Origin of the sequence: Curtobacterium sp. Leaf261 (assembly GCF_001422205.1) — a bacterium.
GTDB lineage: Bacteria > Actinomycetota > Actinomycetes > Actinomycetales > Microbacteriaceae > Curtobacterium.
Genome location: NZ_LMMJ01000001.1, coordinates 156,709 through 180,386, shown reverse-complemented (window position 1 = coordinate 180,386; position 23,678 = coordinate 156,709). Strand labels below are relative to the sequence as shown.

The 23,678-nt window shown below is 70.4% G+C and carries 19 protein-coding genes and 1 tRNA gene; 8 read left to right on the top strand and 12 right to left on the bottom strand.

Features of this window, described 5'->3' with window-relative positions; all coding sequences use genetic code 11:
- Positions 1 to 33: 33 nt before the first annotated feature.
- The 11 genes from ASF23_RS00780 to ASF23_RS00730 form a co-directional block, all read right to left on the bottom strand.
- The gene (locus ASF23_RS00780) at positions 34 to 639 is read right to left on the bottom strand and encodes an ANTAR domain-containing response regulator (protein WP_055947602.1); all 606 of its coding nucleotides are present in this window, start codon (positions 637 to 639) and stop codon (positions 34 to 36) included.
- Positions 640 to 827: 188 nt separating this feature from the next.
- A tRNA-Leu gene (locus ASF23_RS00775) sits at positions 828 to 909 on the bottom strand.
- Between the two features lie 38 nt (positions 910 to 947).
- Positions 948 to 2,225 carry a GAF domain-containing protein gene (locus tag ASF23_RS18925; RefSeq protein ID WP_055947599.1) on the bottom strand — a complete coding sequence of 426 codons (1,278 nt, stop codon included), beginning with the start codon at positions 2,223 to 2,225 and terminating at the stop codon, positions 948 to 950.
- Positions 2,226 to 2,371: 146 nt separating this feature from the next.
- The gene (locus tag ASF23_RS00765; RefSeq protein WP_082473669.1) at positions 2,372 to 2,740 is read right to left on the bottom strand and encodes a cation:proton antiporter; all 369 of its coding nucleotides are present in this window, start codon (positions 2,738 to 2,740) and stop codon (positions 2,372 to 2,374) included.
- Positions 2,737 to 3,018 carry a hypothetical protein gene (locus ASF23_RS00760; protein ID WP_055947596.1) on the bottom strand — a complete coding sequence of 94 codons (282 nt, stop codon included), beginning with the start codon at positions 3,016 to 3,018 and terminating at the stop codon, positions 2,737 to 2,739. Before ASF23_RS00760 ends, ASF23_RS00765 begins: the two co-directional genes overlap by 4 nt.
- Complete coding sequence (locus ASF23_RS00755) at positions 3,015 to 3,581, bottom strand: Na+/H+ antiporter subunit E (RefSeq protein ID WP_082473668.1); 567 nt, start codon at positions 3,579 to 3,581, stop codon at positions 3,015 to 3,017. The genes ASF23_RS00760 and ASF23_RS00755 overlap by 4 nt, the downstream gene beginning before the upstream one ends.
- Positions 3,578 to 5,398: a Na+/H+ antiporter subunit D gene (locus ASF23_RS00750; protein ID WP_055947594.1), complete on the bottom strand. Its 1,821-nt coding sequence runs from the start codon at positions 5,396 to 5,398 to the stop codon at positions 3,578 to 3,580. The genes ASF23_RS00755 and ASF23_RS00750 overlap by 4 nt, the downstream gene beginning before the upstream one ends.
- Positions 5,395 to 5,871, bottom strand: a complete 477-nt coding sequence (locus ASF23_RS00745) for a Na(+)/H(+) antiporter subunit C (protein ID WP_055947591.1) — start codon at positions 5,869 to 5,871, stop codon at positions 5,395 to 5,397. Before ASF23_RS00745 ends, ASF23_RS00750 begins: the two co-directional genes overlap by 4 nt.
- Positions 5,868 to 8,888 (bottom strand): Na+/H+ antiporter subunit A, encoded by a 3,021-nt coding sequence (locus ASF23_RS00740; RefSeq protein WP_055947588.1) that lies wholly within the window; start codon positions 8,886 to 8,888, stop codon positions 5,868 to 5,870. Before ASF23_RS00740 ends, ASF23_RS00745 begins: the two co-directional genes overlap by 4 nt.
- Positions 8,889 to 9,023: 135 nt before the next feature.
- On the bottom strand, positions 9,024 to 9,239 hold the full coding sequence (locus tag ASF23_RS00735) for a hypothetical protein (protein ID WP_055947584.1): 216 nt from the start codon (positions 9,237 to 9,239) through the stop codon (positions 9,024 to 9,026).
- A gap of 150 nt (positions 9,240 to 9,389) precedes the next feature.
- Positions 9,390 to 10,682, bottom strand: coding sequence for an ROK family transcriptional regulator (locus ASF23_RS00730; RefSeq protein ID WP_055947583.1), 1,293 nt, complete (start codon positions 10,680 to 10,682; stop codon positions 9,390 to 9,392).
- Positions 10,683 to 10,866: 184 nt separating this feature from the next.
- On the opposite strand from ASF23_RS00730, the gene ASF23_RS00725 reads away from it, so the two are divergent.
- From ASF23_RS00725 to ASF23_RS00710, 4 genes are read left to right on the top strand one after another with little or no spacing between them, the layout of a single operon-like run.
- On the top strand, positions 10,867 to 11,865 hold the full coding sequence (locus ASF23_RS00725; RefSeq protein WP_235510730.1) for a carbohydrate ABC transporter permease: 999 nt from the start codon (positions 10,867 to 10,869) through the stop codon (positions 11,863 to 11,865).
- A 1-nt stretch (position 11,866) separates the two neighbouring features.
- Complete coding sequence (locus tag ASF23_RS00720) at positions 11,867 to 12,799, top strand: carbohydrate ABC transporter permease (protein WP_055947581.1); 933 nt, start codon at positions 11,867 to 11,869, stop codon at positions 12,797 to 12,799.
- Complete coding sequence (locus tag ASF23_RS00715) at positions 12,796 to 14,196, top strand: ABC transporter substrate-binding protein (protein ID WP_055947579.1); 1,401 nt, start codon at positions 12,796 to 12,798, stop codon at positions 14,194 to 14,196. The genes ASF23_RS00720 and ASF23_RS00715 overlap by 4 nt, the downstream gene beginning before the upstream one ends.
- Positions 14,196 to 17,300 carry an alpha-mannosidase gene (locus ASF23_RS00710; RefSeq protein WP_055947575.1) on the top strand — a complete coding sequence of 1,035 codons (3,105 nt, stop codon included), beginning with the start codon at positions 14,196 to 14,198 and terminating at the stop codon, positions 17,298 to 17,300. Before ASF23_RS00715 ends, ASF23_RS00710 begins: the two co-directional genes overlap by 1 nt.
- A 57-nt stretch (positions 17,301 to 17,357) precedes the next feature.
- Here the strand turns inward: ASF23_RS00710 and ASF23_RS00705 are convergent, their stop codons facing one another.
- A complete protein-coding gene (locus ASF23_RS00705) occupies positions 17,358 to 18,581 on the bottom strand; it encodes an ROK family protein (RefSeq protein WP_055947571.1) in 1,224 nt (407 codons plus the stop codon).
- A gap of 128 nt (positions 18,582 to 18,709) precedes the next feature.
- Here ASF23_RS00705 and ASF23_RS00700 point away from each other — a divergent pair, with 128 nt between their 5' ends.
- From ASF23_RS00700 to ASF23_RS00685, 4 genes are all read left to right on the top strand, one after another.
- A complete protein-coding gene (locus tag ASF23_RS00700; RefSeq protein ID WP_055947568.1) occupies positions 18,710 to 20,002 on the top strand; it encodes an ABC transporter substrate-binding protein in 1,293 nt (430 codons plus the stop codon).
- A gap of 47 nt (positions 20,003 to 20,049) precedes the next feature.
- Positions 20,050 to 20,997: a carbohydrate ABC transporter permease gene (locus tag ASF23_RS00695; protein WP_055948991.1), complete on the top strand. Its 948-nt coding sequence runs from the start codon at positions 20,050 to 20,052 to the stop codon at positions 20,995 to 20,997.
- Positions 20,997 to 21,905 carry a carbohydrate ABC transporter permease gene (locus tag ASF23_RS00690; protein WP_082473666.1) on the top strand — a complete coding sequence of 303 codons (909 nt, stop codon included), beginning with the start codon at positions 20,997 to 20,999 and terminating at the stop codon, positions 21,903 to 21,905. The genes ASF23_RS00695 and ASF23_RS00690 overlap by 1 nt, the downstream gene beginning before the upstream one ends.
- A 68-nt stretch (positions 21,906 to 21,973) precedes the next feature.
- Positions 21,974 to 23,665: a glycoside hydrolase family 13 protein gene (locus ASF23_RS00685; protein WP_055948985.1), complete on the top strand. Its 1,692-nt coding sequence runs from the start codon at positions 21,974 to 21,976 to the stop codon at positions 23,663 to 23,665.
- The last annotated feature ends 13 nt before the right edge of the window (positions 23,666 to 23,678 follow it).

Genomic DNA, 23,678 nt, shown 5'->3' with positions numbered 1-23,678 from the left:
ACTCGACCTCGGCCGGCAGTCGGCCGGGCAGCGCTACTTCTTGGCGCTGAGCTGCTCGATGATGGCCTTGGCGACGTCGTGCATGGTGAGCCGGCGGTCCATCGAGGCCTTCTGGATCCAGCGGAAGGCCTCGGGCTCGGTGAGGCCCATCTTCTCGTTGAGCAGGCCCTTGGCGCGGTCGACGAGCTTGCGGGTCTCGAAGCGCTCGACGAGGTCGGCGACCTCGGCTTCGAGGGTGATGATCTGCTGGTACCGCGAGAGCGCGATCTCGATCGCGGGCAGCAGGTCGTTCGGCGTGAACGGCTTGACGACGTAGGCCAGTGCGCCGGCCTCGGTCGCCCGCTCCACGAGCTCCTTCTGGCTGAACGCGGTCAGCAGAACGACGGGTGCGATGTGGTTCTTCGAGAGGCGCTCCGCGGCCGAGATGCCGTCGAGCTGGGGCATCTTGACGTCCATGATGACGAGGTCGGGACGGAGGTCCGTGGCCAGTGCGACGGCGGTCTCGCCGTCACCGGCCTCACCGACCACGTCGAAGCCGTTGTCCCGGAGGATCTCGACGATGTCGAGGCGGATGAGCGACTCGTCCTCCGCGACGACGACTCGGCGGGGGGCGGCGGTAGTTGCTTCAGTGTCACTCACACCGGAACTCTACTATGCGTGGCACGTGCGGGCGGCGTGCGGTTGATCTGCAGCAGTGGTGGGACCCCTGGATGCCGGAGTCCCGCACGCCGTCCGTAGGAGTGGCGGGACCCCTGGATGACGGAGTCCCGCACGCCGTTCGTACGAGTGGCGGGACMCCTGGATGACGGAGTCCCGCACGCCGTTCGTACGAGTGGCGGGACTTGAACCCGCACGCCGTGAGGCAGAGCATTTTGAGTGCCCCGTGTCTGCCGATTCCACCACACTCGCGCGGCTGCCAGAGTAGCAGCGCGCAGCCGGGAGGCCCGTCACGGCTCCCCCAGGTCGGCGAGCGTCGCGACGACCCCGGCCCGGCGCGGCGACCGTGCGGGCAGGAGCGCGAGCAGCGCACGGAGCGCGGCGACGTCCTCCGCTCCGCAGGCCGTCGCGGTCCAGGCGACGAGCGCGTCGACGGAGCCGTCCTCGACCACCGACTCGCTGATGCGCCGCCGGACCCGGTCGCGGACGGCCTCCACCCCGGGTGCGCGCGACGAGGGCAGGACCGGCCCGACGTAGGCGCGGATCGCGGCCTGTCGGTTCCCACGGCCGAGGGACGCGAGCACGTCGGCGACGTCCGTGTCGACCGGTCCGCACAGTCGGTACGGGCGCGAGGCGAGCTCGAGACCCGGCGCGACCCCGTCGAGGACGTGTCGGAGTCGGACGATCTCGGCCCGGAGCGTGTCGACCGCGTCCTCGTCGCCGTACACCGCGGCCGCGAGTGCCCGCGCCGGGAGGCCGTCCGGGTGTGCGCTCAGCACGGCGAGGATCTCGGAGTGCCGGCCGCCGACCCTCGCGTGCCGCCCGTCGACCTCGACACCGGCGTCGTCGATGCCGAGGAGTCGGACGCGGGTGACGGGACGCGGAGCGATGCCGGACCGCGGGCCGGGGTCGGAGCGGGGACGGACGGCGGCGGTGGTCGGGGAGCCGGCCACGGACCGGGCCGGACGTCGCCCGACGGTGGTTCGCCGCGCCTCCCGTCTGAGCCGTTCGAGCGCCAGCTCGGCCTCCATCGCAACGCCCGTCGCGGTGAGCAGCGGCAGGGCGTGCTCCCCCACCGCGCGGACGTCACCGGTCAGGTCGAGGACCCCGAGGACCCGGCCCGTGTCGGTGTCGTGGATGGGGACCGCGGTGCAGGACCAGCCCTTGACGACGGTCGCCCAGTGCTCGTGTCCGCGGATCTGCACGGCACGGTCGAGCACCAGTGCCGTGCCGGGCGCACTCGTGCCGACGAGCCGCTCGGCCCAGTCGGCACCGGCGACGAACCGCATGCGCTCGGCGGCGTCGAGAGCCACGTGGTCACCCTCCACCCAGAGCAGGCGACCGTCGGCGTCACCGATCGCGACGAGGAGGCCCGACCCCTCCGTGTCCCGGAGCAGGAGCTTCCGGACCACCGGCAGCACGGCCGCGAGCGGGTGCGCCGCGCGGACGTCGCCGATCGCGTCGCCGTCCGGCCCGAGCGACGGGAGCCGGTCGGGATCGAGCGCGGAGGAACGCCGCCAGGAGTCCCGGACCACCGGGCGGAGTCGAACGGCACCGGGCTCGTTCATCGCTCTCCGATCGCCGTCGACGGGAGGCGGAGCAGCATCGCCCCGCCGGCTTCAGCGACATGCTACGTCCGATCGATCCGGGCGTACACGGCCGTGGCGAGGATCCACGAACGCAGGGTGTGACCGGGTCGGGAGCCGGTCGAGGCTCAGGGCGCGCGGTGGTGGTCGTCGGTGTCGTCGACGAGGAGTGCGTCCTCGCGGTAGTCCCCGTCGCGGAGCCCGGCCCGCGCGATCATGTGCGTCGACACCGGGACGAGGAACAGCTGGAAGACCATCACCGGGACGACCACCCAGAACGCCGTCCAGGTGCCGACGGCCACGACGATCGCTGCGAGGGCGCAGGCGAGCCCGAGCACCTGCGGCTTCGCCATCGCGTGCAGCCTGGCCAGCGGGTCGAGGAACCGGGTGATGCCGATGCCCGCGGACAGTGACAGCAGCGCGGCCACGAGGAGGAGCGCCAGGGCGATCCACGCCCGCAGACCGATGGTCTCGAGGTAGGCGGTCATCTCGGTCATGCGTCCTCACTCCCGTCGGGGTTCGACGTCGGCGTGATGACCCGGGCCACGGCGACGGTCGCGAACACGCTCGTCGCCCCGATCACCACGAGCACCGGGATCACCGTGAGGTCCCCGTGCACGACCGCGACGGCGGCGAGCACGATGAGCACCGTCGTCAGGACGATGTCCGAGCCGATCATCCGGTCGATGAGTGTCGGGCCCCGGAGGATCCGGAGCACCGAGAGCACCAGGGTCGCGCTGACCAGGAGGCCGATCACGGCGAGCATCACGATCATCGGAGTGCCTCCACGTCCCGGGTCGACCCCAGCGCCCTGACAACCCGGGCCTCGAGTGCGCGCGCGGACGACCGTGCGGCGTCGGCGTGCGCCTCGGTGGGGGTGTCGAGCACGTGCAGGAGCACCCGCCGACGATCGAGGTCGACGTCCACCACGTAGGAACCCGGCACGAGCGAGATCGCGAGCACCGCGAGGGTGAAGGTGAGCTCCGACGTCGTGCGGAGCGGGACGAGGATGATCGAACTCGTCGGCGCCCCCCTCGGACGGACGGCGATCCAGGCGACCTGGAACGAGGCCACGACGACCTGCGCGACGAACACCACGAGGAGCACGATGAGCCGGAACGGGTCGACGCGCGGCGAGAGCGGGATCGGCGGCAGCGGGAGCGTCTGCGTCACGAGGACGGCGACGACGATGCCGGTGAGGAGGGTCAGCGGCGTCCACGAGCCCCAGAGCAGAGCCCAGAGCACGACGAGCCCGAGGACGAGCGGGATCTCGTACCGCCAGGTCAGGGCCAGTCTCGGCGCGTGCGCGTGCGTGGACGGGGGCGGTGTTGCGGTCACGGTGCGGTCCCTCCGTCCTGGCCGCTGGTGCCGCCCGAGCCGAGGACCGCCGTGACGTACGCCGTCGGCGACTCGAGGTTCTGCGCGGCGCGCGTCGCGTACCCGTAGAGCGGACCGGCGAACACCGTCAGCGCCAGTGTCGCGAGCACCATGGTCGCCGTGACGCCGACGAGCATGCGGGGCAGGTGCGCGGGTTCTGGATCCGCGGTGGACGTCGCACCGTCCTCCGGTGACGAGGCGGTCGCCACCTCGGTGCGGGTCCCTGGAGCCGCGAGCGGCTCGGCCGGTTGCGCCGTGCCTCCCGTCCGGTGCGGTGCCGCGGTCGTCCCCACCGGCCTGGAGGATCGTGTCAGGTCCGACGTCGCGCGCTCGGCCGGGTCCATGGTCACGTCGTCGTCGTGTCCGGTGTCGGCCCCGGTGCGGTCGGCGTGGCCCGCACGGTCGACGTGGCCCGCGCGGTCGACGATGTCCGCGTGCGGTGCCGCGGCCGCGGCGATCGAACGGCGCGGGCGCCAGAAGGCGGCGTCCCACACGCGCATGAGTGCGTACAGGGTGAGGAGCGACGTCACGGTGCCGACGCCGATGAGCACGTACGCGAGCACACCGCCCTGCTCCGCGGCCGCCCGGAAGAGACCGACCTTGCCGAGGAACCCGGAGAACGGCGGGATGCCACCGAGGTTCAGTGCGGGGATGAAGTACAGGACCCCGAGGAGTGGGGAGGCCTTCAGGAGTCCGGCGAGCCGACGCGTCGAGGTCGACCCGCCCGCTCGCTCGATGAGCCCCGAGGCGAGGAACAGGGTCGTCTGCACGAGGATGTGGTGCACCGTGTAGAAGACCGCGGCGGCCGTGCCGGCGACGGTCCCGAGGCCGATGCCCATCACCATGTAGCCGATGTGGCTCACGAGCGTGAACGACAGCAGCCGCTTGATGTCCGTCTGCGACACCGCCCCGAGGACACCGACGATCATGGTCAGCGCGGCGACCACCATGAGGACCGGGTTCAGGGTGTCCGACGGGAACACGATCGTCTCGAGCCGGATGATCGCGTAGACGCCGACCTTGGTCAACAGGCCCGCGAACACGGCCGTGACCGGGGCCGGAGCCGTCGGGTAGGAGTCCGGCAGCCAGAACGCCAGCGGGAACACCGCGGCCTTGATCCCGAACCCGATGAGCAGCATCGAGTGCAGGAGCAGCTGGGTCCCGAGCGGCAGGTCCGCGACGCGCTGGCTGATCTGCGCGAGGTTCACCGTGCCGGTCGCGCCGTACACCAGGCCGATCGCGGTGAGGAAGATCGCCGACGACACCAGGCTGGTGATGATGTAGGTCGTGCCGGCCCGCACCCTGGTGGCGCTCCCGCCGACCGTGATCAGCACGAAGCTCGCGACGAGCAGCATCTCGAACCCGACGTAGAGGTTGAAGAGGTCGCCGGCGATGAAGCTGTTGAGCACCCCGGCTGCGAGCACCAGGTAGGTCGGGTAGTAGATCGTGACGGGCGCGTCGGCGTCGTCGTCGGCGAGGCCCTGCCCGACGGAGTAGAGCAGGACCGCGAGGAGCACGGCCGCGGACACCAGGAGCAGCAGCGCGCTCAGCCGGTCCACCACGAGGGAGATGCCGTACGGGGCCGCCCACCCGCCGACCTGCATGACGAGGGTGCCGTGGCGGTCCACCTCGATGAGCAGGATCACCGCGATGGTCACCACGAGCGCGAGGACTGTGACCGTGACGACGCGCTGGACGCCCTGGTGGCGGAGGAGTCCGAGCGCGACGGCGGACCCGAGGAGCGGGAGGAGGACGAGGAGCGGGACGAGGGCGATCATCGGCGTGCCTCTCCGACGGTCCGGTCGGCGTCGTCGTCGCCGGCGGCGTCCGCTGGGCCGCCGTCCGCGTCGTCGCCGTCCGCGTCGTCGTCCGCGTCGACGTCGTCGGCGTCGTCATCGTCCGGTCGGAGGCGTCCGATCGCGACGTCCTCCTCGTCGAGGTCGACCTCGTCACGACGCGAGAGGTTCCATGACCGGTAGATGAGCGCGAGGAGGAACGCGCTGACCGCGAACGTGATGACGATCGCCGTCAGCCCGAACGCCTGCGGCAGCGGGTCGGTCATGCCGGCGGGGTCGTCACCGATCGGCGGCCGGCCCGCCGCGCCGGTCATGATGAGCAGCAGGAGGTTGACGGCGTTCCCGAGGAGCAGGAAGCCGAGCAGCATCCGCGTCAGGCTCCGCTCCAGGAGCAGGTACACCCCCGAGGCGAACAGCACCGCCATCGCGATGACCAGGACGAGGCTGATGGTCATGCGTCGCTCCCCTCGGTGATGTCGATGCGCTCTGGTCGTTCGTCGGTGGTGCCGTTCCGCGCCGAGCGTTCCTCGCGGCCCTGCCGGTCGACCTCGGCGCCGAGGCTCCGCAGGACGTCGAGCACGAGCCCGATGACGATGAGGTACACGCCGATGTCGAAGAACGTCGCGGTGACGAACTCGACGTGGCCGAGGATCGGGACGGTCGCGTCGATGAAGGTGCTCTCGAGTGCGTCCTGGCCGAAGAACAGGGGGACGACGGCCGTCGCTGCCGCCGTCGCCAGCCCGAGGCCGAGCAGTCGCCCGGCGCGGATCGGGGCTGCGGCACCGAGTTCGGCCGCGCCGCCGGCCAGGTAGCGGCCGACGAGCGCGATGCCAGCGACGAGCCCGCCCGCGAACCCGCCACCGACCAGGTTGTGCCCGGCGAACAGCAGGTAGATCGACAGGACGACCATGCCGTGGAAGAGCAGGCGCACGACGACGTCGAGGAGCGCTGACCTGCCGGTCGGGATCACGTCGGACGTGGGGAGCCAGATGCGCGGTCCCCCGGCGGCCGCGGCACGGGAGCGGTCGCCCTGGTCCGCGGGGCCGGTGTGGTCCGCGTCCCTGGCCCCGTCGCCGAGTCGGGACTGCGAGCCGCGGAGTCGGGGCAGGGTGTCCTCGCGGGACTTGACGAACACCAGGCTCGCGACGCCCGTGGCCGCGGCGACGACGACGCTGAGCTCGCCCATGGTGTCCCAGCCGCGGAGGTCGACGAGCGCCACGTTGACGACGTTCTGCCCGTGACCGAACGAGCTGGTCAGTGCCGGGAGCTCGGTCCAGATCGGGTCGGCGCCGCGGCTCGACGCGACGACGACCACCACGACGGCGATGGTCACACCGGTGAGTGCTGCGAAGACGGCGCGACCGACCCGGAACCGGGACGGGTTCGCCTCGGCGATGCGCGGGGGGAGCCGGCGGAGCACGAGGACGAAGGCGACGAGGGTGACGGTCTCGACGACGAGCTGGGTCAACGCGAGGTCGTAGGCACCCTGGATGACGAAGAGCACGGACATGCCGTAGCCGGTGATGCCGACGAGGAGCGCCGCGGCGAACCGGGTCCGCGCGGTGAGCACCCCGATCGACGCGATCGCCATGATGACGACGGTCGGCAGCTGCGCCCAGGTGTCCTGGAACCGGAGGTGGATCGTCCACGGTCCGCCGAGCACGAGGTTCACGACCGCGGCAGCGACCATGACCGACAGGATCACGGTGAGGTAGTAGGGCAGTGACCCGCGCTGCACGCTCGCGGTCGTCACCGCTGCACCGCGGTCGATGCCCCGCATGACCGCGCGGTAGCTGCCGGCCGCGCTCGGCATCCGCACACGGGTCGGCGCATGGTGGGTGGGGACGGAACCGGTGTGGAGGGACGGTGCCGGTCGGACGGCGGACGCCCCGACGCGCAGGCGGTACAGCACCGTGAACAGGGCGAGTCCGCCGACGAGCGTCACGGCGGACAGGCCGAGCGCGGGTTCGAGACCGTGCCAGAGCGCGAGGTGCGCGACTTCGCCGTCGGCCGGCAGTCCGTGCGCCGCCGGCTCGAGGAACGGTCCGACGATTCCGACGACCGTGCCGAGGACCAGGCCGGCGAGCCCGAGCGACGCCGGCACCGGCAGCAGCGGGACGAGGTCGTGCGGGTGCGCCTCGGCCACGCCGGGCTTCCGCCAGAACGCTCCCCAGAAGAACCGCGCACTGTACGCGACCGTGAGGACCGACCCCGCGGTCACGCCCACCAGCGCGATCCATGCCCAGGCCGGCGCGACACCGGACGTGGCGTCGAGGAACCCGGTGAGCACCGCCTCCTTGCCGACGAACCCGAGGGTCGGGGGGAGGCCGGCCATCGAGACCAGCGCGAGCAGTGCGATGACCGCGAGGGCCGGCGACCGGCGACCGAGGCCGCTCAGCCGGGTCAGCTCGCGCGTCCCCGTCGCGTGGTCGATCGCGCCGACCGTCAGGAACAGCGTGGCCTTGAAGCAGGCGTGCGCGAGGAGCAGCACGACCGCACCGAGTGCGACCGCCTCGCTCCCCCAGCCCGCGGCGGTGACCAGGAACCCGAGCTGCGCGACGGTGCCGTAGGCGAGGAGCAGCTTGAGGTCGGTCTGACGGAGTGCGACTATCCCGCCGAGCAGCATGCCGGTGACGCCGAGGACGACGATGGTCTCGCGCCAGCCGGGGACCTCCGCGAAGCCGGGCGCGAGCCGGGCGATGAGGTAGATCCCCGCCTTGACCATGGCCGCCGCGTGCAGGTACGCACTCACGGGGGTCGGTGCGGCCATGGCGGACGGCAGCCAGAAGTGGAACGGCACGATCGCGGACTTCGACAGCGCGCCGACCAGCACGAGGATGATCGCGACCGTGACGATCGGCGCCGTCATGCCCGCTGCGCCGTCGTGCGCCGCGGCGACGATGTCCGACAGCCGTGAGCTCCCCGCCTGCACGGACAGCAGCACGAGCCCCGCCAGCATCGCGAGGCCGCCGAACGTCGTCACCATGAGTGCCTGCATCGCGGAGGCCCGGCTCGTCCGCTTGCTCGGGTCGTGCCCGATGAGCAGGTACGAGAAGACGGTCGTCGCCTCCCAGAACACGAACAACAGGAAGACGTCGTCGGCCACGACGAGTCCGTACATCGACCCCGCGAACGCCGTGAAGACCCCGGCGAAACGTGCCAGGTTCGGCTCGGTCCGCGAGAAATACCGGGTGCAGTAGAGAAGCACGAGCGCGCCGACCCCGGTGACGACGAGCGTCAGCAGCCACGAGAGCGGGTCGAGCCGGAACGCGAGCGACATGTCGAGCTGCGGGATCCAGGGCACGATCGTCTCGACACCGCCGTCGAACGCCGACCGGGTCATCGCGATCGCCGACACGAAGGCCGCCGCTGGCACGATCGCCGCGACCGCGAACGCACGCGTGCCGAGGACGCGGACGAGCATCGGGATGACGACCGCCGCGACGGCGAAGGCTGCGAGGACGAGGAGCAGGGGTCACCTCTTCTGGAGCGGGGAGACGGATGCAACGGGACGGAACAGCAGGAACCTTCGGGACGTTCTGTGCTCGCGTTCAGACTACCGGGCGCGCGTTCAGCGGTCCTGGAGAAGTCTGGGAACGAGGACGCGTCACCGAGCTCCGAGCAGGCGGTACCCCGCGTCGTGCAGGGCGTGCTCGGTGACGAGCAGCCCCTCGTCGGGCATCGTCCCCGTCGTGTCGACGGCGCGGGCCGCGTACACGAGCTCACCACCGCTGCCGGAGCCGTGCGCACCGACGCCGACGAGGACTCGTTCGACGACGATCACGGCGTCGCGCTCGTTCCGGTACGTGCCTGGCTCGAGCATGGTGTCACCGTCCTGTCGTCGGCCACGTCGTGGTGGTGGTGCTCCCCATTCGGTGCGGGCCCGCCCGGAGGTGGGTCCGCGGCGGACCGGATCCGTGCCGTGGCCGGATCGTGACGCGCTCCGGCCGCCGCGCTCACCGCGTTCACCGCGTCAGAGCGGTCTGGCGATGTCGCGACGCACGATGACGGGCGCGCCGCCGGTCCCACGGCGCGGAAGCAGTGCCAGCCCCGATGCGGTGGGGGCGAACGCCGCCTCGAGCACGGCACAGGCCGCGCCGCACGCCACGGCGGTCTCGCCGAGGTCGGTGACGTCGACGCGGATCGGTCCGATCGACTTGACGCGCCGGTCGAGCGCCGCGACGAGCGACGGCACGAGGAACGACCGGGCCGCGAGCACCGTGCTCCCGCCGAGCACCACCCGGTCGACGTCGAGCAGGTCGACGACGCTCGCGAGCGCCTGTCCCAGGGCGTCGCCGGCGCCGGCGAGCAGCACGGCGATCCGGTCGTCGGTGTCGGCGCGGCGGACGAGCGCCCGGAACGCACGTCGCACGTCGGCCGGTGTCGCCGTCGTTGCCAGGCCCGCGGTCGTCAGCGGATCGGCGTGCACGACCGGCTGTGTACGGTCGGCGCGCTGGAGCAGCTGGAGCGGTTGACACGCCTGCCACAGCGGCCCCCACATCCCGTGCGCCTGCACCGGCACGTCGCCGAACTCCCCCGCGTTCCCGCTCCGACCGCGCACGACCGAACCGCCGATGACCAGACCCGCGCTCACCCCGTGTCCGACGTACAGGTAGACGACGTCCTCGGTCGACCGCGCCGTGTCGATCCACCGTTCCCCGAGCGCGGCAGCCACCGCGTCCTTCTCGAGCCGGACCGGCCGACCCGTCGCCTCGGCCAGGTCGTGGACGAGCGGGACACGGCCCCAACCGCGGAGCTGCGAGGGACCGAGGAGCGTCGTGCCGGTCTCGTCGATCGGTCCGGGGACCGCGAGGCCGATGCCGAGCACACGGTCGTCCGCGATCCCCGCTCCGGACACCAGCCGGTCCACCGCCCCGGCGATCGCGCCCACGGTCCGCTCCGGTGTCGAGACGTCCACGTCGTCGAGCGCAGCTGCGCCGACGCGGTCCCCGCCGAGGTCGAGGAGCACGACCTCGATGTGCGCGGGGTCCAGGTGCACTCCGACGGCGTACCTGGCCGCCCCGACGAGTTCCAGACGTCGGGCCGGAGCCCCGCGGACGGTGGTGCGGTCCACGCCCCGGGCTGCCTCCCGGACGAGACCGTCGTCGAGGAGCCGGTTGACGATGTTCGAGACCGCCTGCGGGGTCAGACCACTGCGGTCGCTGATCGCCATCCTGGTGACGCCGTCCGGAGCACGGCGCACCGCATCGAGGACGACGGACCGGTTGAAACCGGCCACCTTGGTGAGGTTGGTTCCCTGTTCCATCAGCCGTTCCTCCCTGCAGAACTGGCCCGCCGATGCGGAGGAGCACGCTTGACGGACGGCGTGTTGTCTCCATAGCATCCGTGTTCAGGTGAATTTGTCAATCAATTGGAATGATTAATTCATCGGGATGATGACCCACCCCACGGCCGACAGTCCCCGGCCGCTCGACGACGAGAGGGATGACGTGACGACGACGACACGACCGGGGGCCGTCGGCAGCGATGCCGCGGCCCGATCCACGAGTGCGAAGGTGCCTCGCCTCCGCAGACAGCACGTTCCGCTCAGCAACGCGGAGAAGCGCCGGATCCGGATGGGGCTGCTGTTCATCTCCCCGTGGATCGTCGGCGTCCTCGTCTTCATCGGCTACCCGCTGATCTACTCGTTCATCATCAGCCTGACGCGGTACTCGGGCATGAACACCCCGACGTGGGTGGGCTTCGGCAACTACGTCGCGACGTTCATCGACCCGCTCGTCCACACCGCGGTCGGGAACACCCTGTTCTACGCCGTCCTCGCGGTGCCGATCGGGATCGTGGTCGCCATCGTCATCGCGCTCGCGATGAACCAGGACGTCAAGGAGATCTCCTGGTACCGGACGGCCCTGTACATCCCGTCGCTCGTCCCGACGTTCGCCCTCTCGTTCATCTTCGTCGTCCTGGTGAACCCGCAGTCCGGGCTGGTGAACGAGGTGCTCAAGGCGGTCGGCGTCCCGACGACGAACCTGCTCGGCGACCCGACGACCGCCAAGCTCGTGATCGTCGCACTCGCGCAGATGGGTGCCGGGAACGCGGCCCTGGTGTTCCTCGCGGGCATGCGCGGGATCCCGAAGACCCTCTACGAAGCAGCGCGCGTCGACGGTGCCGGGCGGATGCGCCAGTTCTTCGCGCTGACCCTGCCACTGATCTCCCCCGCGATCCTGTTCAACCTCATCACCGGCATCAGCAACGGCCTCCAGGTCTTCACCGAGGCCTACGTGATCTCGTCCGGGACCGGTGGGCTCGGCTCACCGGACAACGGAACGCTCTTCTACATGCTCTACCTCTACAAGAACGCCTTCAGCTACGCACAGCTCGGGTTCGCGAGCGCGATGGCCGTGCTGCTGTTCCTCGCCGGGATGATCCTGTCCGGACTCGTCTACTGGCTGTCGCGGCGCTTCGTCAACTACGACGTCTCGGGAGAGTGACATGACCACCACCACTGATCGCACCCACCACACGACGACGTCCTCGATCGAGACCGTCCGCCCGGCGAAGGGCGGCGGTGAGAAATCCCGGAACGCGGACGGATCGATCCGGTCGATCTGGTCCTCGGTGATCGCCCGCGTCGTGCTCATCGCGATGAGCCTGCTGTTCCTCATCCCGATCTACTGGATGATCATCTCCGCGCTCAAGGGCAACCAAGAGCTCGGCCAGTTCCCCGCGACCTGGTTCCCGAACTGGATCGACTGGAGCAACTTCGGCAAGGCGATCAACGCGATGCCGTTCTTCACCTTCTTCCGCAACACCGTGATCATCACGGCGCTCGTGACGGTCTTCTCGATGGTGTCGAACTTCGTCATCGCCTACGGGTTCTCATGCATCGAGTGGCGCGGTCGGGACAAGCTCTTCTACGTCGTGCTCGCGACGCTGTTCATCCCGTTCCCGGTGACGCTCATCCCGATGTTCGACCTGTACGCGCGCCTCGGCTGGATCAACACGTTCCTGCCGCTGGTGGTCCCGAGCCTCTTCGGTTCCGCGTTCTACATCTTCCTGCTCCGCCAGTTCCTCCTGCAGATCCCGAAGGACCTCCTCGACGCTGCGCGGATGGACGGCGCGTCCGAGTGGCGCGTCCTGTGGCGGATCGTGTTCCCGTCGGCCAAGCCCGCACTCGTCACCGTCGGCATCTTCGCCGCCGTGGGTGCGTGGAACGACTTCCTCGGACCGCTCATCTACCTGCAGGACCAGAACGTGCAGACGCTGTCGATCGGTCTGCAGGTGTTCCGCCTCAACAACACGCAGGACTTCCAGTTCAACCAGCTGATGGCCGCCGCGGTGATGATCATCGCGCCGCTCGTGGTCCTGTTCTTCGTCTTCCAGCGCACCTTCCTCAAGGGCATCCAGATCGGGAGCTTCAAGTGACCTCCACCAACGTCGGAAACGCCTTCGACCGCCGCACGTTCCTCCGCGGCGCAGCCGCCACCGGCGGTGCGGGCGCACTCGCCCTGCTCCTGGCCTCCTGCGCCGGTCAGGGCAGCAGCGCGCCGGACTCGGTGTCGCTCTGGGGCGTCACCGGCACGTTCGTGAAGTTCCAGGACAAGATCATCAGCGACTTCTCGAAGGCGCACCCGGAGATCAACGTCCGCGTGAACGAGGTGCCGTCGCAGGGCACCGGGGACGCCACGAGCGTCATCACGGCCGTCCGGGGCGGCACGGCGCCCGACCTGTGGCTGCTCGACCGCTTCAGCGCCGCGCAGTACGCCGCCATCGGGCTCATCGAGCCGATCGACGACCTCATCGAGAAGTACGAGGACGACAAGGCCGAGTTCCTGTCGAACTGGCTCGGGTTCACGATCGGGGAGCTCACCTACCAGGGCGACACCTACGGACTCCCGATGGACACCGACGCCCGCGGCATGTTCGTCAACCGGACCATGCTCGGCAAGGCCGGCATCGACGCGGACGAGTTCGACTGGCAGCACAACGGGCCGGTCACGATGGACCGGATGGCCGAGGTCAACGACAAGCTGTCGAAGAAGGACGGCGGGGGCGACTACACCGAGATGGGCTTCATCCCCTGGTACGGCGAAGGGTGGCCCTTCACGTGGGGTCTCGGACTCGGCGCGAGCTACTACGACCAGAGCAAGGGCGCGATGACGATGGACTCGCCCGACGTCCGGTCGATCTACGAGTTCTACGAGGACTGGGCGAAGCGCCTCGGCTACAAGGACGCGGACACGTTCATCGCGACCTACGAGCCGACGGGACACCCCCCGGGGCAGCTCGCATTCCTCAACAACCGGATGGCGTTCATGGTCACCGTGCCGGCGAACGTGTCGACGTTCCGGGACTACGGGCCGAAGGACCTCGACTACACGACGGCGAACCTGCCGGTCATGCAGGCCGGTGACGACCCGTTCACGTGGTCCGGCGGGTTCGCGCTCTGCATGCCGAAGGGCTCGAAGCACAACGCCGCGGTCTGGGAGTTCATGAAGTACTACACGGGCGTCAAGGGCCAGACGACGTACATGAAGCCCGCGACCGGTGTGCCGTCCGAGCGCAGCGTGCTGAAGGACCCGAACGCGACCGACAAGGGCATCAAGTACTTCGTCAACGCGATGAAGGACTCCACCTGCCGGCCGCCGCTGCCGGTCGGTGGCGCGTGGTGGGACTCCCTCGCCGACGCGCGGTCGAGCGTCCTCCTCGGCTCGGCCGGGCCGCAGGAGGCGGTCGAGCGCGCCCAGGCGCGGGTCAACCCGATGATGCAGACGTACACGCCGTTCAAGCTGCCGAAGGACTACGACAAGGTGGTCATCTGATGCACGCCGATCCGGCGCTCGTCGAGGGACGCGTCCGCCGGGTCCTCGTCGAGCGCATCGTCCCGGCGGTGCACGAGGTCGTCGGTGGGCTCGAGGTCACCGCGTGGCACGTCGGCGACGACGCCGTCGGCGAGGACCGCGCCGAGCCGGTGTCACCGCGGACGGCACTGCCGGGCCTCGACCCCGACGCCGCCGCCGCTGCGGGGGTCGACTACCGACCGTTCGCCGTCGGCACCCCGTGGGGTCCCGCGTGGTCCACGACCTGGTTCCACCTCACCGGCACGATCCCCGACGTCGTGACGGCGGCCACGGGCACCGACACCGTCGAGGCCGTCGTCGACCTCGGCTGGAACGGCGTGCAGTCCGGCATGCAGGCCGAGGGGCTCGTCTACCGCCCCGATGGCACGGCGGTCAAGGCGCTGAACCCCTTCAACGCCTGGATCCCCCTCGACGCCACCCCCGGGGCATCGGTCGACCTGTACGTCGAGGCCGCCGCGAACCCGAACTTCTTCGAGGGCCCGCGGAACTTCCAACGCTCTGTGCAGGGCGACCGCGCGACATCGACCGACGTCCCGCTGGCCCGTCTCGTCCGCGCGGACGTCACCGTCCGGCACCACGCCCTCGCCGAGCTCGCCGCCGACGTCGAGTTCCTCGTCGACCTCCAGGCGACGCTCGACCTCGGGGACCCACGACGGTGGAACGTCCTCGGCGCCCTCGAGCGGAGCATGGACGCACTCGACCTCGGCGACGTCGTCGGGTCCGCGGACCGTGCGCGCGCAGAGCTCGTCGAGGTCCTCGCACAGCCCGCCGTCCCGAGCGCCCACACCGTGACCGCGATCGGTCACGCCCACATCGACTCCGCCTGGCTCTGGCCGGTCCGCGAGACGATCCGCAAGGTGGCGCGGACCACCTCGAACGTCGTCGACCTCCTGGACCGCGAGCCGGACCTGCACTTCGCGATGTCGTCCGCCCAGCAGTACGCGTGGCTCAAGGAGCACCGCCCGGAGGTCTGGGACCGCGTCCGCACGGCCGTCGCGGGCGGTCGGCTGATCCCGGTCGGCGGGATGTGGGTCGAGTCGGACACGAACATGGTCGGCTCGGAGGCGATGGTCCGCCAGTTCACGCACGGCCAGCGGTTCTTCCGCGAGGAGTTCGGCATCACCGCGAGGGAGGCCTGGCTCCCGGACACCTTCGGCTACTCCGCCGCCCTCCCGCAGATCGTCCGGCTCGTGGGCATCCGGTGGTTCCTCACGCAGAAGATCTCGTGGAACCGGACGAACGACTTCCCGCACCACAGCTTCCGGTGGGAGGGCATCGACGGCACGCGGGTCTTCACGCACTTCCCGCCGGCCGACACCTACAACGGCACGCTCAGCGCCGAGGAGCTGACGCGCTCGGTGCGGAAGTTCCGCGACAAGGGGTCGTCGAACCACTCGCTGCTGCCGTTCGGCTGGGGCGACGGCGGTGGCGGTCCGACGCGCGAGATGCTGCAGCGCGCGGCGAGGTCGGCCGACCTCGAGGGTGCACCGAAGGTCGTGGTCCGGAGCCCTCGTGCGTTCTTCGAGGAAGCCGAGGCCGAGTACACGGACGCACCGGTCTGGAAGGGCGAGCTGTACCTCGAGCTGCACCGCGGGACGCTGACGAGCCAGGCGGACGTCAAGCGGGGCAACCGTCATTCGGAGCGACTCCTGCACGAGGCCGAGACATGGGCTGCCGCCGCGGCGGTCCGGGGGCTGCGGGACTACCCGTACGAGCTGCTCGACGCGCAGTGGAAGACCCTGCTCCTCCACCAGTTCCACGACATGCTCCCCGGGACCGGCATCGCCTGGGTGCACCAGGAGACCCGGCGCCGCCACGCGGAGATCGCGCGTGTCCTCGACGAGGTGATCCGGGCCTCCCTGGCGGCCCTCGTCGGTGACGGCACCGTCGCGCTCACCGCGAACGCGTCGCCGTCCGCACGGCGCGGGATCGGCGCCGGCGGCGTCGCGGTGACCGTTCCGTCGCCTGCCGCGGCGACCATCGGACGGGAGGCCCGGGGGCACGTCCTCGAGAACGCCCACGTCCGCCTCGTGGTCGCGGACGACGGCACGTTCGTCTCCGTGCAGGACGCCGCGGGACGCGAGACGATCCCGCCGGGAGCGCGCGGCAACTTGCTGCAGGTGCACCAGGACCTGCCGGTGGAGTGGGACGCCTGGGACGTCGACGAGTACTACCGGAACACCGTCGTCGACGTGGACGCGACCGAGTCGCTCGAGACGGTCACGCTCGACGACGGACGACCCGCGCTCCGCATCCGTCGCACGTTCGGTGCGGACGGCGCGTCGAGCGTCGTCCAGGAGGTCGCGCTCGCCCCGGACGCCCCTCGCGTCGACATCCGGACGAGCGTGGACTGGCACGAGCGCGAGCACATCCTGAAGCTCGCGTTCCCGATCGACGTGCACAGTGACACGGCCGCCTTCGAGACGCAGTTCGGGCACCTCGTGCGACCGACGCACGAGAACACGAGCTGGGACGCGGCACGGTTCGAGGTCGTGGCGCACCGGTGGGTGCACGTGGGCGAAGCGGGCTGGGGCGCCGCGGTGCTGAACGACGGCTCCTACGGGCACGACGTCACCCGGCACGAGCACCCGCACGGGGGCACGTTCACCACGGTGCGGCAGTCGCTCCTCCGCGGGCCGGTGTTCCCGGACCCGGAGACCGACCAGGGGGCCCACGAGTTCCACGGCGCGCTGCTGATCGGCGCCGGGATCGACGACGCCGTCCGCCACGGGTACGACCTCGGGATCCCCGAGCGATCGCTGCACGGTGACCACGCGGTCGCTCCGCTCGTCGCCATCGACGGCCGGGTGGTCCTCGAGACGACGAAGTTGGCCGACGACGCCTCCGGTGACCTCGTGCTGCGGCTCTACGAACCGAACGGTGCCAGGGCGTCCGCGACGATCACGCTCGACGTGCCGATCGACGGGGTGCACGAGGTGGACCTCCTCGAGGACCCGCTCGACGGCACCGCCCTGGTCGAGGGCGACGGTGCGGAACCGATCCGGCTGCAGCTCCGCCCGTTCCAGATCGTCACGCTCCGGATGACCACCCGGCGAACCCGGTGACCCCGATGACCCCGGCGCCGTCGGCGACGCCCGCACCATCGGCGACGCCCGCGGGGTTCAGACGCCGACAGTGACGACCGCGGGCGCGTAGGCCAACGGCTCGGTGCGGACGGCGTCGAGCGCCCGGGCCACCGCGCCGACGACGACGATGTCCGCGCCGAGGTCCGACGCGACGATCTCCGGGACCGGCGCGTAGTGGTCGGCGTCGAGGATCGCCCGTGCCCGGGCGATCACCGGACCGGCTGCCTCGGCGATCGCCCCCGCGACCACGACGCGTTCGATGTCGAGCAGGCTCCCGAGGACGAGGCACACCCGAGCGAGTCGGTCGCCGAGCCGTTCCACGATCCGTCCGGCCACCCGGTCGCCCGCTGCCGCGGCGCCGAGGACGTCCGCCGCGGTGAGCGCGTCCGCGCCGATCGCACTCAGCGACGTCGTGCGCCCCACCCCGGTCGTCCGGATGGCTTCGATCCCCCACCGGCGCGCGAGTGCCGCGATCCCGTCCGTCGACCCCGCACCGCCGACGAGGTCGAGCACGCGCATCTCACCGGCACCGCCGTGGGCGCCGCGCAGCAGGGCACCGTCGACGATGAGTCCGGCGCCGAACCGCTCGCCCGACAGCAGTGCGGCGAACGAGGACGCACCGGCACCGTGGCCGATCGACCGCTCCGCCACGGCCGCGAGGTTCGCGTCGTTCTCGACCAGGACCACGCCGTGCGACCGGAGCGCGTCCGGGAACCCGGGGTTCATGTGCGCCCAGTAGCCGTCGTCCCCGACGGGCGACCTGCCGGCGGCATCGACCGGGGCGGGCACGCCGATCGCCGTCACGAAGATCCGCTCGGGATCCACGGACGCGTCGGCGAGCACCGCGTCGACGGTCTCCGCCGTGACGCGGAGGCGAGCCGCCGGGTCCTCCCCGGCCTCGCCTAGGGAACGACGGCACCGCGCCGTGATCGTCCCGCGCAGCGTCGCGAGCACCGCGGTGACACGGTGCTGCCCGACGTCGACGCCGAGGACGTGGCCGGCGTGCTCGTCGAGTGCGTACCGGCGAGCCGGCCGCCCCTTCTGGTACTCCCCCGCGGTGCGGGTGTCGTCGAGCTCGCGGATCCAGCCGAGCCGGACGAGCTCGTCGCAGGCCGCGAGCACGGTCGAGCGGGTCAGGCCGGTGGCGACGATCGCCTCGCTGGCCGTGAAGGGGCCGGTCGCGAACGCGTGGTCGAGCAGTGCCGCGGCGCTGGAGCGCCGGGGGGTCGGCACGGGCGGCATCGCCTGCTCGTCGGTCATCTGCCGACCATATCGCCCGGCGGGACCCCGATCGCGAGGTTTTTGTTGCGTGAATAGATTTTGTGGCTATATTTACTCTCGCGACGTGGCACCGGGATGCTGCGTCCGTTCCGAACGGAGACGATGACGTGCATCCACAGGCAACGAAGACCGCGGCGCAGCTGAGCAGGCGAGGGTTCCTGCTCGGCGCGGGCGGCATCGGCGCAGGACTGGCCCTCGCCGGCTGCGCCCCGCTCTCGGCCTCATCGGCGAGGCCGGAGACGATCCGCTTCTACGTGTCGAAGCCCGAGGTGATCGGGTACTTCGACACGCTCATCGCGAAGTTCCACGACAGCCAGTCGAAGATCCGGGTGATCCGGGACTCGACCTCGAACATGTCGGCGAACTTCGTCCGGAACCAGCCACCGGACCTCGGGTGCTGGAACTACAACTTCTCGATGGTGTCGTTCGTCGAGCACGGCGCCCTGAGCGACCTCGGCGACATGTCCGAGGCCTCCTCGATCAACCCCGACCTCTGGCCACTCCTCAAGCAGACCGCCGACTACCCCGGCCGACGCAGCGCCATCCCGTACTCGATCACCGCCGCGTCCGTGATCTACAACAAGCAGCTCTTCGCGGACCACGGCGTCCAGGTCCCCACCACCTGGGACGAGCTCATCGGGGTGTGCACCACGCTCCAGGACGCCGGCGTCACGCCGTTCTACAACACCTACAAGGACACCTGGACCATCGCCCAGGGCCTCTTCGACTACTCCATCGGCGGCATGGTCGACGTCCCGCGGCTGTTCACCGCGCTCGACCGCGAGGGCACCGGCGTCGGGTCGTCGTCCTCCGTGTCGTTCCAGAAGGACCTCGCCGCACCCATGGCCAAGGTCACCGAGCTGACGAAGTACGCCAACGAGGACGCCGCGAGCCGCGGGTACGGCGACGGGAACCTCGCGTTCGCCAAGGGCAAGGCCGCCATGTACCTGCAGGGGCCCTGGGCACTCGGCGAGATCGCGAAGACGACGGCGAAGCTCGACCTCGGGACCTTCCCGCTCCCCATGACGGACGACCCGGACGACCGGAAGGTCCGCGTCAACGTCGACCTCGCGCTCTGGGTGCCGGAGGCCTCGCGGAAGCAGGAGGCGGCGCGGGAGTTCCTGAGCTACCTCATGCAGCCGGCGGTCAATGACAAGTACAACCGCGACAACAACGGCTTCGGCGTCCGGCAGAACGCGGCACCGACGACGAACCCGACGCTCGAGGGCATGCAGCAGTACTACGACGACGCCGCGTTCTACCTCGGAGCGTCACAGCTCATCCCGGCCGAGATCCCGGTCGCGAGCTACACGCAGTCGATCGCCCTCGGCGGCGCCCCGGAGCCGCAGCTGCGGTCGATGGACGCCGACTGGTCCCGACTCGCGCTCCGATCCGCATGAGCACGACACCCACCCCCGCAGCCCTCGACGGAAACGAGTCCGCGACCATGGCGACCACCACCACCACCTCGTCGACGGCTCGGTCGACGTCACGCCGGACCGCATCGCCGCGGTCGTCGGCGGGCATCCGGGCGAGACGTCGCCGCGTCGAGCCGGTCTTCTACCTGTTCCTTCTCCCCACGATCGTGCTGTTCACCCTCGCAATCACGCTGCCCGCCGTCATGGGCATCGTCCTGAGCTTCACCGACTCGGTCGGCTTCGGCGAGTCCAGGTTCATCGGCCTGACGAACTACGTGGCCGTGTTCTCGGACCCGGCCATCCTCGCGGCGTACGTGTTCACGATCCTGTTCGCGCTCGTCACGGTCGTGCTCGTCAACGCCGTCGCACTGCTCCTCGCCATCGGCCTGACGGCGAAGATCCGCGCGAAGGTCGCGCTCCGCGGGGTGTTCGTCCTGCCGATGGTGATCTCTGGCATCGTCATCGCGTACGTGTTCAGCTTCCTGTTCTCGAACAGCCTGCCGGCGTTCGCGACGTCCATCGGGTTCGCGCCGCTCGAGCAGAGCATCCTGGCGAACCCGGACCTCGCGTGGATCTCGATCGTGATCGTCACCGCATGGCAGTCGATCCCGTCGACGCTCCTCATCTACATCGCCGGCGTGCTCTCGATCCCGGGCGAGGTGTACGAGGCCGCGTCGCTCGACGGCGCCTCGAGCTGGCGCCAGCTCCGGTCCATCACCGCGCCGCTCATCTCCGGCTACATCGTGATCAACATGGTGATCGGGTTCAAGAACTACCTGAACGCCTACGACATCATCGTCGGCCTCACGAACGGCGGCCCCGGCACGTCGACCACCTCCGTCGCGATGTCGATCTTCAACGGCTTCTCGAACGGCGACTACTCCTACCAGATGGCGAACGCCACGATCTTCTTCCTCATCGCGGTCGTCATCGCGATCATCCAGCTGCGGATCACCCGCGGAAAGGCGGCGTTCTGATGACCACGCAGATCCCGTTCGGCGCACAGTCCACGGCCACCGGGAGCGTCCGTTCCGTCGATGCCGACCGCACCATCGGGCGCGGCGGGCGACGTCGACCCGGCACCACCACGACGATCCTGCTCGTCATCTGCTCGCTCACCGTCCTCGTGCCGCTCTACGTCACGATCTCGATGGCGTTCAAGACGACGAGCCAGGCCGTCGACGGGAACGCGTTCTCGCTCCCGGCACCGTTCAGCGTCGACGGCTTCGTCCAGGCGTGGCAGCTCACCGAGTTCCCCCGGGCGTTCGGGGTCTCGATCCTCGTGGCAGCGATCACCGTCGTCGGCACGATCATGCTGGCGTCCCTCGCCGCGTACGCCATCTCGCACAACTGGCAGAACCGCGTGTTCCGCTGGTCGTTCTTCTACCTGCTCGCGGCGATGTTCCTGCCGTTCCCGGTGCTCGCGCTCTCGCAGGTCAAGCTCACCGGGATGGTCCACCTCGACAACCCGATCGGTGTCGGGATCCTCCACGTCATGTTCCAGCTGTCGTTCTCGGTGATGCTCTTCACCGCGTTCCTCCGCTCGATCCCGGCGGAGCTCGAGGAGAGCGCCCGGATCGACGGCGCCAGCTCGACGCAGGTCTTCTGGCGGCTCGTGTTCCCCCTGCTGGCGCCGATGAGCGCCACGGTCGGCATCTTCGCCTTCCTGGCGTCATGGAACGACTACATGATGCCGGCGCTCATCACGGCCGACCCGGCGATGCAGACCCTGCCCGTGCTCCAGCAGATCTTCCAGACGCAGTTCAGCAACAACTACAACGTGTCGTTCGCGTCCTACCTCATGGCGATGGCGCCGGCGATCATCGTGTACCTGATCACGCAGCGATGGGTGATGTCCGGCGTCACCCAGGGCGCGATCAAGTAGCGCGACGCAGCACCCCGCCCAGCCCAGCCCAGCCCGAACCCACCCACCGCCCCACCGGAAAGAGCATGATGACCGACGTCCTCCCGGACCGCACCCCCATCGACACCACCGACGAGACCTGGTGGCGCCAGGCGAGCGTCTACCAGATCTACCCCAGGTCCTTCGCGGACTCGAACGGCGACGGCATCGGCGATCTCCAGGGGGTGACCTCCCGCGTCCCGTACCTCCGCGAGCTCGGCATCGACGCGGTGTGGCTGAGCCCGTTCTACCCGTCCGAGCTCGCCGACGGCGGGTACGACGTGGCGGACTTCCGCGACGTCGACCCGCGGCTCGGCACCCTCGACGACTTCGACCGGATGACGGCTGCGCTCCACGACGCCGACATCCGCCTCATCGTCGACATCGTGCCGAACCACACCTCCGACCAGCACGTCTGGTTCCAGGAGGCACTCGCGGCACCGGCCGGGTCCCTCGCACGCGACCGCTACGTCTTCCGCGACGGCACCGGCCCCGACGGGTCGGGGGCGCCGGCCGACTGGACCTCGATCTTCGGCGGACCGTCGTGGACCGCGGTCGGCGACGGCCAGTGGTTCCTGCACAACTTCGCCTCGGAACAGCCGGACCTGAACTGGGACAACCGGGAGGTCCGCGACGACTTCCTCCGCACCCTGCGGTTCTGGTCGGACCGCGGGGTCGACGGGTTCCGCATCGACGTCGCGCACGGGCTCGCGAAGGACCTCGGCGACGTGCTCCCGACGCAGGCCGAGCTGGAGACCCTGCCGAAGGACGGCTCGCACCCGATGTGGGACCGTGACGACGTCCACGAGATCTACGCGGAGTGGCGTCGGCTGTTCGACGAGTACACCCCGGCCAGGACCGCGGTCGCCGAGGCATGGGTCCCCGCGGATCGTCGTGCCCGGTATGCCAGTGCCGAGGGCCTCGGCCAGGCGTTCAACTTCGACCTGCTCGAGTCCGACTTCGACGCCGACCACTTCCGCGAGGTCATCGCGTTCAACCTCGACCTCGCGGCCTCGTCCGGGTCCTCCACGACGTGGGTGTTCTCGAACCACGACGTCGTCCGCCACGCGACGCGGTACGGGCTCCCGGCCCGTGCATCCCTCGCGGACGAGTCGGCGCGCACCGCCAAGCAGGGCGGGCTCTGGCTGCTCGCCGGCGGCGACCCGTCGGGTCTCGACGCCGAGCTCGGCCTCCGGCGGGCCAGGGCGGCGACGCTCCTCGAGCTCGCGCTGCCGGGCTCGGCGTACCTGTACCAGGGTGAGGAGCTCGGCCTCCACGAGGTCGCCGACATCCCCGACGCCGACCGACAGGACCCGGCGTTCTTCCGGAACCCCGGCGTCGACATCGGCCGCGACGGCTGCCGCGTGCCGCTGCCGTGGAGCGACTCCGGTCCGTCGTACGGTTTCGGCGCCGGTGGATCGCACCTGCCGCAGCCCGCCTGGTTCGGTGGCGTGTCCGTCGCCGTGCAGGAGGCCGACCCGGCCTCGACGCTGTCGCTCTACCGCGAGGCCCTGGCGCTCCGCAGCGAGCTGCAGGCCGAGGAGTCGCTCACCTGGTCCGAGACCGGGCGGAGCGACGTGCTCGCGTTCCGGCGCCCGAACGGATGGACGAGCGTCACGAACTTCGGCACCGAACCGTTCGTCCTCCCCGAGGGCGAGGTGCTCCTCGCGAGCGCTCCGCTCGACCCGTCGGGAGACGCGGTCGCCCTGCCGGGCGCGACGACCGCCTGGTTGCGCAGCTGAGCGACGCGACCCG